Below are 15,972 nucleotides of genomic sequence, written 5' to 3' on the forward strand. Positions count from 1 at the left end.
TGTAGTAAAATTACAAATGAATTTGTTGCATTTTCGTCGCAATTATTACGTTAAAGCGGCTTCGAAATATTTTATGCAAATACATAAAAGGTCGACAAATCCATAATAAACAAAGCCCCAAGTATTAAATCTACAAACAAAAGGGATTGCTACTCGCTTTACTAAAAGTGTGTTAGCCTTGTAAGCATGCTTATTTTTGTCTAAAAGTTACAACAAAAATGACAAATTTACTTTTTAACGGTAATATTGTTACAAAACCAAGGCTTCGTGACTGCGAGTAAATTAAACATTATGAATATTCTCGAAAAAATATCACAAGACATGTTGGAATTCAGTAAATCTGAGAAAAAGGTCGCTGAAGTCATTCTGGCGAATCCCCAAGTTGCTATTCATTCAAGTATTGCCTCTCTAGCAAAAATGTCGAATGTCAGCGAGCCTACTGTCAACAGGTTTTGCCGACGCCTCGATACAAAAGGTTATCCAGATTTCAAACTACACTTAGCCCAAAGCTTAGCTAACGGCACGCCTTATGTGAATCGCCACGTAGATGAATTTGATGGGCCAGTTGAATACACGAATAAAATTTTTGAATCTACTATGGCATCTTTAGAAGTCGCTCGACAATCAGTCGACACTGCTATGGTTAATCGAGTGGTCGACTTACTCACTCAAGCACGAAAGATTTCATTTTTTGGCTTAGGAGCGTCGGCATCGGTTGCTCATGATGCCGTCAATAAATTTTTCCGCTTCAATGTTCCAGTCGTGCATTTTGATGACATATTAATGCAAAGAATGAGCGTAATGAACAGCGTAGAAGGCGATGTAGTCATTTGCATCTCGCACACCGGCCGCACTAAATCACTTGTTGATGTAGCCAACATCGCGCGCGAAAATGACGCTACAGTAGTTGGTATTACAACCGCTGGTAGCCCCTTATCAAAAGCATGTAATTATGTGTTGTCGTTATCTGTACCAGAGGATACCGACCTGTACATGCCTATGGCATCGCGTATAGCGCAACTGACCTTAATCGATGTGTTAGCAACCGGTTTTACTTTGCGACGCGGTAATAAGTTTCGCGAAAATTTAAAGCGCGTCAAAGATACTTTGCGCGGATCTCGTTTTAATCGAACAGAAAATACCTAAGGCAAGTCAACTATGGCACGTAGAACAAAGATACTAGCAACCCTCGGACCAGCAACTGATACCAGTGAAATGATTGAAGCAATCATTAAAGCTGGTGCAAATGTCGTACGTATGAACTTTTCACATGGTCAAGCAGAAGACCATATTCTCAGAGCTCAGCGAGTACGAGCCGCGGCTAAAAAGTTAAATACTCATGTTGCAATTTTAGGCGATTTACAAGGCCCCAAAATTCGCGTGTCTCGTTTCAAGAATGACTCCGTCATTTTAAAACATGATCAAGATTTCATCCTAGATGCTGAACTTGGAAAGTTCGATGGTGACGAAACCCAAGTAGGCATCGACTACAAAGCTTTGCCTGACGATGTAAACGCAGATGATATATTATTGCTGGACGACGGCAGAATTCAACTGAGAGTCGTGTCGGTAGTTGGCAAAAAGGTTCACACTAAAGTTACCGTTGCCGGCAAACTATCGAACAACAAGGGCATCAACCGTTTAGGCGGAGGCCTGTCTGCTGAGGCCCTAACCGCAAAGGACAAAGAAGATATTGTGACTGCCGCAGCAATGGAAGTGGACTATTTAGCTGTTAGCTTTCCTCGCTCTGGTGCCGACCTCCACTATGCCCGCGAATTGGCTGAAAAAGCTGGATGTTTTGCAAAAATATGCGCCAAAGTAGAGCGCGCAGAAACGGTTGCTTCCGACGAAGCAATTGACGATATCATTCTTGCCTCTGACGCGGTAATGGTAGCTCGCGGCGATTTAGGCGTTGAAATCGGTGATGCTGAATTGGTGGGGGTGCAAAAGAAACTTATTGCTCGTTCTAGACAGCTCAATCGAGTGGTAATTACCGCCACGCAAATGATGGAATCGATGATTGAAAGTCCGATGCCGACCCGCGCAGAAGTTATGGATGTTGCAAATGCGGTTTTAGACGGTACCGACGCTGTGATGCTATCGGCTGAAACAGCAGCGGGTGCATATCCTGTTGAAACGGTATTGGCAATGGCGCGAGTTTGCGAAGGCGCTGAGACTCATACCAGTGTGAAAGTTTCTAAACATCGTCTAGAAGAAAAATTTGATAGCGTGACTGAAACTGTCGCCATGTCAGCAGTTTACTCAGCCAATCACTTGTCCTCTATAAAAGCTATAGTTGGTTTAACCGAGAGTGGCACAACCCCTAAGCTGATGTCGAGAATCACCTCTTCATTGCCAATCTTCGCGCTGTCTAGACATCAGCGTACGCTTAATAGCATGGCGCTATATCGAGGTGTTATCCCCATATTTTTTGATTCAACAAAAAGTGCGCCTGGCGAAATGACTAAAGACGTAATGACGGCATTGAAAAATAGCGGCAGATTAGGAATAGGCGATCAGTTTATCTTAACTTATGGCGACACCATGGAGACGGAAGGGGCTACCAACGCCTGTAAAGTCGTCACCATAGCCTGAACGAATTCGCCAATAACAAAAAGCGTGAGATATAGGTCTCACGCTTTTTTATAGACTAAGCAAAGCCACTACAGAGCGTTTAGCGCTTCTTCTAACCACTGCATTCTCACATTTAACCAATTTTTCAAGTAGTCAACCTCTTGTTGATGTGTATCAAACACCACTGGATTCGGCCACACATATATACCTAAGGTTTGCCAGCGATTGTCGTTTTCTTGCTGCGCCCACTTTAGCCTATTCGCATATTCATCGATCATCCCAATGATGGTAGCTTGGTTTTCTTTAAAAAATACAAATCGTTCTTGGACCTTTGTCACAAACGCGGGGTCTTGAAAAAGCCGTTGATACCATTGATGCTCTTTGATCCAAAAGCCTTCTGGATATTGGCTATCAGCATAATCAACGTTGCCAAAAGATAGATCAAAGTCCCATAGTGGACCCATTTTGATTTTCTTACCGGGAATAACATTAAGGTAGATACTCGACCATGATCTGGAATCGACATTTTTGGTAATTTCACTGATCAAATACCAGTCAATAAAGCTGTCTAAATCTATATAAGCAGAATAGCCCGAAGTTTGGTCTTTAAAGTTACTGGCAAACAAGGCGCTTTCAAATTCATTTATAATCGCGCTCACCTCAGCTAGTTCAGCGCTAGCCCAATTGACTTCAGGCTCTTTGATGTTAATTAAAAATCGAGCAGTATTAAAGTAAACATCATCGCTGTCCAAACGCTCCAACTGATCTATTTCTAACAAGTAGCCAACGTCTGCCAAAACAACTCGGCTATCGCCCTCCTCTACCTTTTCAGTAATGTGATAAGTCCCGATGTAATCATCATTGAGATACACCTCAGCAAATTCACTCTTCGGTGTCCATGACAACTTACTCATATAGCCTAATTCAAAGGCAATTTTATTACGAAGCATAGTCTTGTCGGAATACTCAGCAATGAACAACCACTTTTTATCTGAAGGCATGCCCAATATTTCAGATTTGTCTGTTAACTTCATTTGATAAGGCTTTTTTGGATGCTGCCAAGTAGAATTTCCTCGGCCACGTATTTCCATGTCAACTGCGGGAAGACTTAGGTAATCTCTTGTTCCAGTAATCAATATCTGACCATTGATATAATCGTCCTTTGAGGTAATAGATACATTACCATCGGTATTTAAATAAACAACGGGAAGACCAGTAAAGCGGGTCAAATCAACGGTGTATTGACGACTGCTGCCATCACTGCTGGTAACTGTATATTGTTGTTTTTGAGTAAAGTCGTTTGCAGTTTGACCACTGGTTTGAATCAGGTTATTAACTTTAACCTCACTGCCAGTATGGAAAAAACTAGCAACTAGTGTATTCACATTAATATTGTCTGGCACTCGTCCAACAATGTTGGTTCCCTCAATTTCGAGTATGACGTTGGCACTTAAACTAGGATTAGCCGTTTGGTAGAACCCAAACTGCATAATATTAGCCGCTTGAGCGGGAGGAGTGTTTGGTAAAGTGGGTGCAGCAGGAGCTTTTGTGCTCGACGATGAGCCACCGCAGCCAAATGTGCCGAATACCAGCAAGATTAGGCCACAAGCCTTGAGTAACGATGTATAGGTCTTATTCATTAATATTAACGCCCATAGAGCCTTGCTGTAGCATGGGATTCGCTCAGCGCTTAAGTCGTAGGTTACCTTTAGTCATAAGCTTCTTCAAGTCAGGGGCTAAACTGAACCACAAGGACTTTTGGGAATTTACTGCGTATTCATTTCAGGCTGACACACTTCACTAGATTTAATCAACCATATCATCTAGTCATAAAATGGAGAACGTATCTCGGTCAAATCTCTTAGTGCTATTGGACGGTTAAGCATCTGCCCACCGTCTCGGCCTATGGGTATCCACGGAATACGTCCGCGTCCTTTTGAAGGTGCAAACGAGAACATGTCAAACGGGATTGATATATAGAAGCCTTTAGTGAAACTGCCCTCACCATATTCCTCAGCTGATACATTGGTAAAAGCCGCAAAAGCCCCCACAATAATGCCGCTGTCGAAACGCTTTGCAAGATCAAGGTTTACACCACGGTCTTTTGCTAGAAATTGACCAGCGCTTACTTTTAGCTGCATGTCGGGCAGAAAATCAGGTTGCCAATACATCGTCGCATGCCCAGTAAATGCCTCATAGTCAAAGAATGCTGTTTGACTGTCAAAATCGCGCTGTTTGACGTAGTTAAGATCTAAGCCAAATGATAAAGTACTGTCGACTGGACGATATAAAATTTCTGTACCCACACCGCCAAACATGGTTTCAAGGTAACCTCCATACACTTGAACAAAGGTATTGTCGGTAAGCTTATCAAACCAATGCATATATGCATTTTCTAGGTTGATATTGCCATTGGTCACGTACTCTCTCACTAAAGTACGAACTCTTGGCAAAGTGCTCTGTTGACCGTCAACAAGGAAATTGAACTTATCGAAGTTTTCCACCAAAGTGACTTTCAAGCCACCTTTAACGGAGAAATTAGGATTAAACGCATAACCTGTGTTGATAAACGCGCCACCCTGATACAAATAAAAATCCTCTGGGTTACCAAAGGTTTGTATCCAAAATGCGTCAATGCCAAATAAGATACCAGACTCTTCATTGGGTGAATAATTTTCATGGCTATATGCATTTGGGTTTTGGCGCCTGTAGGTGCTTGCAATGTCTGTTTCTAAGCGGTCTAATCGAGCCGCTGCCCTGAACTCTGCTGCATCAATTTCAGTTTCTAGCATTGGCGTGTGTGCAACGGTCTCAACAATTTTGTAGCTTTTAATTGACTCAGGCAGCTCAGATGCCAAAATTCTGCCCACGCGTTGGGTCGCCTCGTCATGGTCTCGATATCCTAATTGAGCACCATAAAAAATCATTTCATCGCCGCTTTGATGTGTTCCACTCACCAAGAAACTCGCTTCATTGACCAAGTCTGTATATAGGCGCTGTCGGTTTAGCACTTCCATTGAAACCGCCGGCACACTATTTTGAATATCTCGCGGAGGCTCATCGATTTTCACCTGCTCCAAGGTATGAAAATTGAAGTTGTAAGATATGTTAAAGCCTAGAGTATTCCCACGCTGATAGCTGAGACTAAAATCCCAATTATTATACTGATATACCGCGCCAAAGTTCCAATTTGAGTCTTGCTGCAAAGCCCCTGCACGATCATTAAGATAATCATTACCCTCGTACTCTAATTTTAAGCTTAGACCTTCCCAAGGCGTTTGATATTCAATCCCCCCAAAAACCGATGCTGAGCCTTTAAAGAACTCTTCAAAATCTACCTTGCCACCTTGGCCACTGAAACCACCTGGACGGTCACAGAAAGAATCGCGTAACTGGCAAAATGGATTGGAAATATTACCACCGGCACCCAAATAGCCTGTGCCGAAACCCACATGAAAATCTAAAGGCCCATAGGCTTTACTAAAATTAATAAATTCACTGCTAAAAAAGCCTGTGCCACCAATATCAGTCAACCCAAACGACACCTCAGGCAGATAAAAGCTTTCTTTTATTAGCCGAAACTTAACATCGATACCTTTATCTTTCAGCGTTTGGTCACCACTAAAACCTGGGAATGGGCTATACAGCCGAGTGCGCACGTCTGTATATCTAACAGTGGACTCCAACCAAGGAAACAATTGAATACTTGCCGTCCAAAACCGGTATTGATCAATATCGCTATAGTTGACAGTAAATGAGCCTTCTTCAGCCATTCGAGCGGTAGGCGTTTGGATTAGGCCTACTCCACCGCGGATCATCTGTGAGGTGTTTGAACGACCGCCGTCCGCGTTCTGTCTTGACTCCGCGATAGATGTATTAATAGCCAACAAAGGACATAACAAAAATAGATATCGAAAGTTCTTCTTCATTGTGATGGCACTCTATTTAATGCCAACGCAGTGACTTTTTGATTAATTATCTTAGCTGTATTAAACCACTGACTTTCTCTAATTGGCACGTATACTAAAGACCCCGGCATAGCAATGACGCAACCACGATTCCAATAAGCCACAGCCACCTTTTCAATTTTCCCTGTGGGCAGAATAAGGTATACATAACTAGGATCTGCGATATCTAAACGAACCATATCCTTTATTACTGAATGCAAACATTGATTGTCAGGCGAACTTAGGGTAGCCGGTATTTGGACTGCGCCAAACACGTAAATGTATTTTGGTCTTTGCGCCAAGTGTAATAAATAATTACCGTTTTCGAACCTTGGGTTAGCCGCCAAAGAAAACCGAGCAAGCTCGAAATCAATTTCAATTTGTATTCGGTCAGCAAGGCGCCAATTGCTAATTTCAGAAATTAACATCTGATAATTTGGATTTACTACTCCATCAGTCGTAGCTTCATCTTTTAGGTCTTGTAGCAATTCATGTCGCTGCTTTTCTACCGACGAAAGTTCTAAATTAAAAAGTTGCGCGCTTGGCCAATACCAATTTTGCTGTTGAGCTAAGGGCGCTAGCACTTCGGCTAATCGGGGATTGCCTTCGAAAACGTATACACCGCCATTTATCTCGACTTGCACATTAGCATGGCTAGGGTTACTTAAACTGCAACACATCAATAAAAAAAACAAACTGACGGCTCTGAACATCAACTGCCCTCCTTGTTGCTTTTACTTATAATGCGCAGAGCTCTACTCACATAGCTAATATCGAGCCTGTCTATATTGGGCGCAAGCATCTGTGAAGATTTGATAAGTTGCCCGGTGTTGCTTTCAAACCAGAATGTATTTGACCAACTTTGCTGTCCATGCACGCTACTATTGTATGAAACATGCTCCTCTAGCTTAACCGTAGAAAATTCAATGCCTTGGATAGTTACTGAGATGTCTTCTGTTTTGTCTATGACTGATTTAAGCGCCACCCCGATATCACCAAGATCTGTATCTATTTTTCTCGCCCATTGACTAGAGTGCTGAGGCATCTGCGCACCAAATTGAATCGGGTCAGAATGAATATTACTTACGTACAATAAATTTTTTTTAAAACCGACCATACGCGCTATTCGTCCATGGTCAGTAATTATCATTGCGTCATCTCTTGATAGCCATTTGTACTGACCGTCTTCAATGAAAGCAAGCGCCATAGTAACGACCGGTCTTTCACCATTTTTAACATAAATAAGATCGGCAGAAGAATCAGCAATACGATCATTAGGCAGAATCACGTCTTTATTGCTAGAAAAGTATAATTTTACATTTTGTTGATAGGCTTGTTGTGTTGGGGAGCAAGCAAATAAAAATGTAGAAAAAGCAATGGCCAAACAAATGGCTCTTTTCGGCGCTTTCATCTTTTCTCACTTTAGCAGGGCGACGAACAAAAAAGCCGCCTTCAGGCGGCTTTTAAAAAATTACTTCGCCTAGTTTGACGGAGCGTAGGTAAAAGTAACCGGAACCGTCACTAGCACAGTCGCGGTAGCAGTACCTGTACCTGTACCAGTACCAGTAATTGTGTTGGTAATTGTAGAAGTAACAGTTGTACCAATACAAACACCGTCGACTAGGGCGTCATCACCATTACACGTTAGTGGCGGTGGAGGCGGAGGCGGAGGCGGAATAATTGGTGGAACGTCTCTTGCTGGAGCGACACCACTGCTGTTCGCGGCTACTGCGCCGAATAGAACTGCCGTGGAAGCTACAGCGAAAATTACGTTTTCATCAACGCCACCGGCTGCAGAAGAACCAGCGCCAGAGCCGCCTGTTCTTTCTTGCGCTAGGACATTACCAGATGCCATTACTGCTGCAACTGCCAGTCCAATTATTAACTTTTTCATTTATTATCCTTTAAACGGTAATTTAAAACTATATTCGTAATTTTAGGTTATCGGTCTGTTTATTACAATGTTTAATTTAACATCAAGGTGATTTTTTTATTATATTACAAAGACTTCATGTTATAAGCGATTCCGTGTTCATCATAGTGTTAAACTATGGCCTTTTATGCTTGAACCTGACGCGCACTAGCCGCTGTGCTCACTCGTGTTTTTTGAAACGTTTTAAACTGCAAAATGAAGGAAAGTTCCAGATTAAAATCAAGCCAAAACTTGCATAAAAACGTATTGATGTAATTATAAGATTTCAAATGCAAGCTAGTTAAACCCGCATTGCTTTCCTATTGTTATGATGACTAAATATTCAAACTCTCTTTCGTATTCGGCCATGAGGTCTTGAGGTCTTTTGGCTCTCTATTAGTAGGACTATACATGACATTATGTTTCACTAATATTGCAAAGCCTTAAAAGTTTTATTACCTTAGCGCCCTCTTTTGAGTGTCTTAAAAGACAAAATCAGTGTTTATTAAGGTCAACATTATATTAAGGAAAAAATCTATATGCCCAATTTATCGAAAGGCCTAGCTGCCATACTATTAACTGCTTTTAGCACAGCGGCTATTGCTCAAGCATCCATAGCGGGTTCATACGCTAATTTATCAGCCGACGATTTATCATTTGGCGTTGTAAATATTAATGCAGCCTTTGAGTTTAGAGCTCAAAATTCACAGTTTAGTCTAATGCCGGAGTTACGCTTAGGCATTGGCGTTCAAGACGACACATTATTTGGCACTAACGTAGAAGTAGACGAATTCCAATCTGTCGCTTTACGTCTTAACTACTATGCATCCGATACCATCGCGGTATTCATTGTGCCCTCTTATGCCCGATTAGGCATTCAAGCAAGTCAAGGAGGCTTTAGCAGCAGCGCTAGCGAAACTGAGTTTGGACTTGGGTTAGGTGTGTCAGGCAAAATTGCTGATGAATGGGCTGTTGAGGGATCATACGAACGTTATGATGATACAAATGTGCTATCTGCGGCCATACGCTATTATTTTTAGGTGAATAGCTTAGCTCGGCGCTCAGTAGCGCTGGGCTTATTCAGACATAGCAAGACTGGTAAAAATTGCCTTTAATACAATCATGTTTGCCTTCACTAATACCCAATCTGCAGCCATACACATTACACCATCTTACTGCACATGCTTGAAAAAGCAGAAAGCCACTCCCACTTATTAGTTTCTGATAAGCTCTTATGTAGCGATTATGTTTTCTTATATATTGTTGATTCTCGTGACAATGTGTTTTATTTCGTTGATTCTTTGCCCGCCTTATTGGCGAGAATTCAGACGAAAGCAAATATCAAAAACTCCTTTTAAAAAAGAATGGCGAAAGATCATACAGCGAAGAATGCCCTTCTTTAAAAAAATGCCGGCTGATTTGCAACTTCAGTTAAAACAGCATATTCAAATATTTTTGTCTGAAAAAACGTTTAAAGGATTAAAAGGACTGAGTATTACTGACGAAATCAAGGTTACTATTGCTGCCCAGGCCTGCTTACTGTTATTAAATCGAAAAACAGACTATTACCCAAAACTAAAGACCATTCTTGTCTACCCCCGCGCTTTCGTTAAGGAACACCAAGTAACTGACGCAACTGGCGTTCAATCTACTAAAGATACTGTACTCGCCGGCGAATCTTGGAGTTATGGCAAGATTGTGCTGTCTTGGCAAGACACCCTTGACGGTGCATACTTAACAGAAGATGGACATAACGTCGTTATTCATGAATTTGCGCATCAGCTAGATCAAGAGGATGGCTACTCAAACGGCGCGCCGATATTAGGTAGTCATCAGAGCTATGAACAGTGGGCGGAAGTCTTCTCTACGCAGTATCACGAGCTTCAACGTCGAGCGCAAAACGCCATTCCATCTATATTTGACTACTATGGCGCAACGAATCCCGCAGAGTTCTTTGCGGTTGCCAGTGAAGTTTTTTTTGAAAAGTCACACAAGCTTAAACAGCAATATCCGAAACTTTATCATCAGCTTTCACTTTACTATAGAGTCGATCCCACATCTTGGTGATGCCAACAGATTCAACGCAGATACTGCTATTAGAAACTCCTATTCTGCCGGCTTGGTAATGCTTTATTTCAGATCAATCTAGATAGGCTAAGCAACAAGACAAGTATGCTGTATTCTGGTAATTTATTGAGAAATGAAAGGACGCAAAAAAATTTAAGGAAATCAAATTGCATTTACCATTCTCTAAACGCCTATGCCTTTTAATGAGCATTTTAGTGCTGTCTGCTTGTGCACATCACCCTTCATTAACGCCTAGCGCAAACAACTCAGCGGTTCTATCTAGCTCCATTGATACGACAACTCTGTCATTAAGCGAGGCTAAATTTGGACTTGCTGCTGTCAATGACGGTTCGTTTATCTATGTCTTGGGTGGGTCATCTCAACGAGGTTTAAGTGGCGACATTGAAATCATCGATTTGCAAACCAATGAAGTGAGTATTCTGAGTAATAAAATCATTCCTCGACGTTATTTTTCAGCCGTGTTTGATGGCCGAGAATCAGTCTATATTATTGGTGGCTTAAGTGTTAAAAATAAACGGCCGAGACGTGAGTTCCAAGTCGAAGTATTCAATACACGCACTCATGAGGTCAGTTTCATAGAGCGCTTGAAAGTCCCAACAAGAACTAACACCGCGGTGTTTCATGACAACAATATTTATGTGTTAGGTGGCAGTATTCTAACACCCGCAGGTACCCTTGCTACACCCTGGACATTCATGTTTAGCATTGAAAGTCAGCAATGGTCAAAATTAGCAGATATGCCCACTGCAAAATCAACGAAAGCAATTGTAAAAGATAATTACATCTATGTTGTAGGTGGATATGACGAAAAAAGCGCTATGCAAGTATTCGAGCGTTTTGATATCAGTAATCAACAATGGGAGACCCTCCCTTCACTGCCCAAGGGGATCAGTGCGCATTCTTTAGTAAGCATTGAGGACCGAATCTTTACATTTGGAAATTATGATGACTTAAACGATGTATTTGTTTATGACTATCTAACTGAAAGTTGGCAAGCAGCCGACTTTGGCTATTTACCCAGTCGCCATAACGCGGCGACTGCGGTTGGTAATGATATTTACGTGATAGGCGGCACTGTAAAAAGCCGAGGCGGGGCGCTTAAACTCATCCAAAAGCTGAGTGTTCAATAGCACTGTAATTCCTTGTTTCCTGTAAGTGGCTTCGTTTTTTTCAATAGTTATATTTGCTTGGCTAATAGAAGTGCAAAATTTAAATAAATGATATTCGGCTTTTGAAAGTCGTATAGTAAAGGCACGCAATCAAGCGATGTGGGCAGTTGGAATAGCCTCACGTCGACAACAGGAGTGAATGTATGTCTCAAGAAGCAAAGAAATTTGACCTAGTAGTATTTGGTGCAACAGGATTTACCGGGCGTTTAGTGGCCGAATATCTAGAGCATCAATACAAAAATGACAGTAATGTGAAATGGGCGATGGCGGGCAGAAGCTTGCAAAAACTGCAGGAAGTTCGTGCAGAGATGGGCGTTAGCGAAGCGGTTGAACTGATTGTTGCTGATGGTGATGACGAAAATGCTCTTGCCGAAATGACAAAACAAACTAAAGTTGTGCTAACTACCGTTGGCCCATATCAACTTTATGGTGAGAAATTGCTAAAAGCCTGCGTAGAAAACGGCGTGGGTTATGTGGATTTGTGTGGCGAGCCTACTTGGATGCATGACATGATTGAAAAGTATCAGTCTAAAGCCCAAGCAAGTGGTGCAAAAATTGTTTTCTCCTGTGGTTTCGACTCTATTCCCTTTGATTTAGGGATTCATTTCTTACAAAAACACGTGATCAGCGAAACATCCAAACCGCTTTCTTATGTAAAAGGTCGAGTACGCAAAATGCAGGGGACTTTTTCTGGCGGCACTGCTGCAAGTTTAAAAGCCACTCTAAAAGCGGCGTTTGCAAACCCCGAAATCATGAAAGTACTGCGTAATCCACTTTGTTTAGCAGATACGAATAAGGGCGCTGAACAACCGAATGGTGACCGTCCTTATTATGATGAAGCTTTAAAATCTTGGTCAGCACCTTTTGTTATGGCCGCAATAAATACAAAAAACGTTCATCGTTCGAATATGCTCAACAATTATGCCTATGGCGTAGATTTTAAATATGACGAAATGATGCTGACTGGGCCCGGTGAAAAAGGCGAAGCTATCGCAAACCACATTACCAATGATAAATCCTTGGGCTCCGATGGTGGACCTAAACCCGGCGAAGGGCCGAGCAAAGAAGAGCGTGAGAACGGCTTTTATGATGTATTGTTTATTGGCGAAGCAAGCGATGGGAATACATATGCTGCAAGTGTAATTGGCGACAAAGATCCAGGTTATGGTTCAACCTCTAAAATGATCACAGAAAGCGCGATCTGCCTAGCCCATGAAACGGAAGCATTGCCGGGAGGTATTTACACACCTGCCAGCGCATTTCCAGAAGCATTAATTGCTCGTTTGCAAAAACATGCTGGGATTAAATTTACACTAGAATCATAAACGTAAACGATAAGCAGGAATTCGCCCTTGCTTAATCTCCCCAAAAGCTGACAAAATCTTCTAATGACTTTGTCGGCTTTTTTATTGCTTTCAATGGGCTAGTACCTAGATATAAAAATCCTAATATCTCATCATCATCTTTGCAGTCTAATGCTTGTTTTACGGTTTCGTTGGTTGCGTAGCTTCCCGTTCGCCAGATACCTTGAAAGCCCTGTGCGACAGCCGCCATTTGCATAGCTTGGACCGCACACGCGGTAGATGCAACCTGCTCAACCCATGGTACTAGGTCATCTGGTTTATGCTTGCAAATTGCGACAATAACCATTGGTGCTCGCGCAGGCAACTGCCTTGCTCTATCGATTGAAACTTGTTCGGCTCCTCGACAAATGGCAGCCTCTTCAAATATGTCGCCTAACTTATCTAAGCCCTTTCCAGTGCATACGATAAACTGCCAAGGAGAAAGTGACCGATGATCAGGTGCCCGTAAAGCGCTATGAAGGATATTATCTAAGGCCTCACCTTCTGGCGCAGGTGCTTGTAATCTGGGTTGCGAACTGCGATTGAGTAATAAATCTAATGCCTGCATTTGATGCCCTCTTTGGTGCATTGAGTCATATAAGTAATAGCCTAAGTGGCAAGTATAAATTACGCAAGTATCATCCAATAAAATTCTTTGCCGATAACTGGGTTATCCCACACAAGATAACGTAAAGCATGACAGACAGCTTGCCGTCCAACATTAACAAACAAAGACCATTTCAGCTTTTATTACGTAAAAAACGAAAAGCTGTTCATTACCAAACAAAAATGGCAGAATTCTTGGTAGCTTGCGCCAATCGAGAGCACCAAGCAATCGCAGCTTTGCTGTGCGAGTGGTTAGAGTCATCGAAAACAGCCACCAGCAACGACGTTTCCTCGAGCAAATGAAACAGTGTCGGTTACAAAGTATTACAATTTCGTTTTGTGGATAGTAGTCACGCTACCGTAAACTAATGATTAGATTTTTATAAGGGCAATACAGCAATGACAGAAAAAAGAAGTTGGACAAAAGCCATATTTGTCGGCATTTGGAGCACTCTAAACTTTGGTAGGAAGCTATTTTTCAATCTGATTTTTGTGGGAATTATAGTGGCTATCGTTGTTGCGGTATCAAATAGTGATAATGAGGAAATGACGGTCTCGAATAACAGCGCCTTAGTACTAAATCTTACCGGCGATTTGGTTATTGAAAAGACTTACGTTGATCCAACGGAACAATTTTTTCAACAAGCTTTTGGTGAACAGCCCGAGAATCCAGAAGTATTATTGAGAGACTTAGTAAAGGCCATTGAGAATGCCGCTGATGATTCACGTATCGAAGCCATTATTTTATCCTTAGATAATTTTCGCAGCGGCGGTCTTGATAAGCTTAAACGCGTGTCTCAAGCCCTACAAGTTTTTAAAGATAGCGGTAAGCCCATTTACGCCTATGGCAACGCTTATAACCGTAATCAATATTTATTGGCTTCTCAGGCAGATTCTATCTACATGCATCCAATGGGTGGAATGCTCTTAGAGGGATATAGTAGCTATGGTAACTATTTTGCAGAAGGTTTAGAAAAACTCAAAGCGACACCCCATATTTTTAAGGTAGGTAAGTACAAATCTGCTGTTGAGCCCTTTACGCGTAATGATATGTCTCCAGAAGCCAGAGAAGCGAATAGCGTTTGGTTAAATGAGCTTTGGGCGCAATACAAAGAAAATGTAGCCAGTGCACGTCCATTTAGCACCGAAAATTTTGATGAAACCTTCAACGATGTACTGACCAAATTTGCCGCTGTCGATGGCGACTCAGGAAAGTATGCGCTAGACAATGGCTGGGTTGATGGCCTTCGTACACGCCATGAGTTCAGAAGTGAAATGACGGCTTTATTGGGCGCTGGAGCGGGCGACAAACCCTACAATGCGATCACTTTTAACAACTACAATAATATTATTAATCCACCGCTGCCGATTGGCATTTCGCAACAAGACAAAGTGGCTATTGTGGTTGCGAAGGGCAATATTTTAGATGGTAAGCAAAAAGCTGGCACAATTGGTGGCGACAGCACTTCAGCACTTCTGCAACAGGCACGTGAAGACGACTCAGTGAAAGCCGTTGTATTGCAAGTTGATTCTCCAGGTGGCAGTGCATTTGCGTCTGAAGTAATCCGTAATGAAATAGAATTACTGAAACAAGCGGGTAAACCTGTGGTTGCATCTATGAGCACATATGCTGCATCTGGTGGCTATTGGATCTCTGCAAGCACCGACTACATCATTGCTGAGCCAAGCACTATCACAGGTTCTATTGGCATCTTTGGTATGTTTGTCACCTTCGAAAATAGCTTTGATTATTTAGGCATTCATTCTGACGGTGTATCCGCGAATGAGCTGAACGGCATTGCAATTGATAGAGAATTGAACCAGGGTTATAAAGATCTTATCCAAATGGGCATTGAGAACGGTTATGACCGGTTTATTTCGTTAGTCGCTCGTGAACGAAACATGAGCAAAGAAGCCACTAATGAAATTGCTCAGGGGCGCGTCTGGATTGGTACCCAAGCGCTCGAGTTAGGTTTGGTTGATGAATTGGGTAGCGTTGAACAAGCCATTGATAAAGCAGCTCAATTAGCAGGCTTAGATGTATTTGATACTCGCTACATTGCGCCCAAGCTGAGTGCTCAAGAGATTTTTTGGCAAAACTTTTTTAGAAACGCTCAAGTCATTTTTAGCGGTATTAATATCAGTTTGCCTACTCACCCATTGATGCAAGCAGCGAAGGATATAGAAGAAGAACTAAAAGTCTTCACAAAGCTAAATGACCCAATGGCAAGCTATGTTTTATGCTTGGAGTGTCAAGTAAACTAACTGTACAGACCTTTAGTCTAAAACTAAAAAGAGAGCGCTTGAAGCTCTCTTTTTATTTCACGACGCGG

Annotated in this window: 13 protein-coding genes; 7 read left to right on the forward strand and 6 right to left on the reverse strand. The window is 42.1% G+C overall.

What is annotated here, in order from left to right:
- Window positions 1–291 precede the first annotated feature (291 nt).
- Window positions 292–1,146 (forward strand): MurR/RpiR family transcriptional regulator, encoded by an 855-nt coding sequence (locus tag AB9H30_RS13500; RefSeq protein ID WP_371195221.1) that lies wholly within the window; start codon window positions 292–294, stop codon window positions 1,144–1,146.
- Window positions 1,147–1,158: 12 nt separating this feature from the next.
- A complete protein-coding gene (gene pyk / locus AB9H30_RS13505) occupies window positions 1,159–2,595 on the forward strand; it encodes a pyruvate kinase (protein ID WP_371195222.1) in 1,437 nt (478 codons plus the stop codon).
- Window positions 2,596–2,663: 68 nt separating this feature from the next.
- Here the strand turns inward: pyk and AB9H30_RS13510 are convergent, their stop codons facing one another.
- The 5 genes from AB9H30_RS13510 to AB9H30_RS13530 all read right to left on the reverse strand — a co-directional run bounded on the left by AB9H30_RS13510 (window position 2,664) and on the right by AB9H30_RS13530 (window position 8,415).
- On the reverse strand, window positions 2,664–4,214 hold the full coding sequence (locus AB9H30_RS13510; RefSeq protein ID WP_371195223.1) for a CotH kinase family protein: 1,551 nt from the start codon (window positions 4,212–4,214) through the stop codon (window positions 2,664–2,666).
- A gap of 183 nt (window positions 4,215–4,397) precedes the next feature.
- The gene (locus AB9H30_RS13515; RefSeq protein WP_371195224.1) at window positions 4,398–6,503 is read right to left on the reverse strand and encodes a YjbH domain-containing protein; all 2,106 of its coding nucleotides are present in this window, start codon (window positions 6,501–6,503) and stop codon (window positions 4,398–4,400) included.
- Entirely contained in the window at window positions 6,500–7,234 is a 735-nt protein-coding gene (locus AB9H30_RS13520) for a capsule biosynthesis GfcC family protein (protein ID WP_371195225.1), read from the reverse strand. The genes AB9H30_RS13515 and AB9H30_RS13520 overlap by 4 nt, the downstream gene beginning before the upstream one ends.
- On the reverse strand, window positions 7,234–7,932 hold the full coding sequence (locus AB9H30_RS13525; RefSeq protein WP_371195226.1) for a YjbF family lipoprotein: 699 nt from the start codon (window positions 7,930–7,932) through the stop codon (window positions 7,234–7,236). Before AB9H30_RS13525 ends, AB9H30_RS13520 begins: the two co-directional genes overlap by 1 nt.
- A 69-nt stretch (window positions 7,933–8,001) precedes the next feature.
- Entirely contained in the window at window positions 8,002–8,415 is a 414-nt protein-coding gene (locus tag AB9H30_RS13530; RefSeq protein ID WP_371195227.1) for a hypothetical protein, read from the reverse strand.
- A 557-nt stretch (window positions 8,416–8,972) separates the two neighbouring features.
- Here AB9H30_RS13530 and AB9H30_RS13535 point away from each other — a divergent pair.
- From AB9H30_RS13535 to AB9H30_RS13550, 4 genes are all read left to right on the forward strand, one after another.
- Entirely contained in the window at window positions 8,973–9,473 is a 501-nt protein-coding gene (locus tag AB9H30_RS13535) for an outer membrane beta-barrel protein (RefSeq protein ID WP_371195228.1), read from the forward strand.
- Window positions 9,474–9,678: 205 nt separating this feature from the next.
- A complete protein-coding gene (locus tag AB9H30_RS13540) occupies window positions 9,679–10,500 on the forward strand; it encodes a zinc-dependent peptidase (protein ID WP_371195229.1) in 822 nt (273 codons plus the stop codon).
- A gap of 203 nt (window positions 10,501–10,703) precedes the next feature.
- Entirely contained in the window at window positions 10,704–11,651 is a 948-nt protein-coding gene (locus AB9H30_RS13545; RefSeq protein WP_371195230.1) for a Kelch repeat-containing protein, read from the forward strand.
- Window positions 11,652–11,833: 182 nt separating this feature from the next.
- Entirely contained in the window at window positions 11,834–13,015 is a 1,182-nt protein-coding gene (locus tag AB9H30_RS13550) for a trans-acting enoyl reductase family protein (protein WP_371195231.1), read from the forward strand.
- Window positions 13,016–13,046: 31 nt separating this feature from the next.
- Here the strand turns inward: AB9H30_RS13550 and AB9H30_RS13555 are convergent, their stop codons facing one another.
- Window positions 13,047–13,601: an NAD(P)H nitroreductase gene (locus AB9H30_RS13555; RefSeq protein WP_371195232.1), complete on the reverse strand. Its 555-nt coding sequence runs from the start codon at window positions 13,599–13,601 to the stop codon at window positions 13,047–13,049.
- A 437-nt stretch (window positions 13,602–14,038) separates the two neighbouring features.
- Here AB9H30_RS13555 and sppA point away from each other — a divergent pair, with 437 nt between their 5' ends.
- On the forward strand, window positions 14,039–15,904 hold the full coding sequence (gene sppA / locus AB9H30_RS13560; protein ID WP_371195233.1) for a signal peptide peptidase SppA: 1,866 nt from the start codon (window positions 14,039–14,041) through the stop codon (window positions 15,902–15,904).
- The last annotated feature ends 68 nt before the right edge of the window (window positions 15,905–15,972 follow it).

The organism is Glaciecola sp. SC05, assembly GCF_041380235.1.
In the GTDB taxonomy this organism is placed as follows: Bacteria; Pseudomonadota; Gammaproteobacteria; order Enterobacterales; family Alteromonadaceae; genus Glaciecola.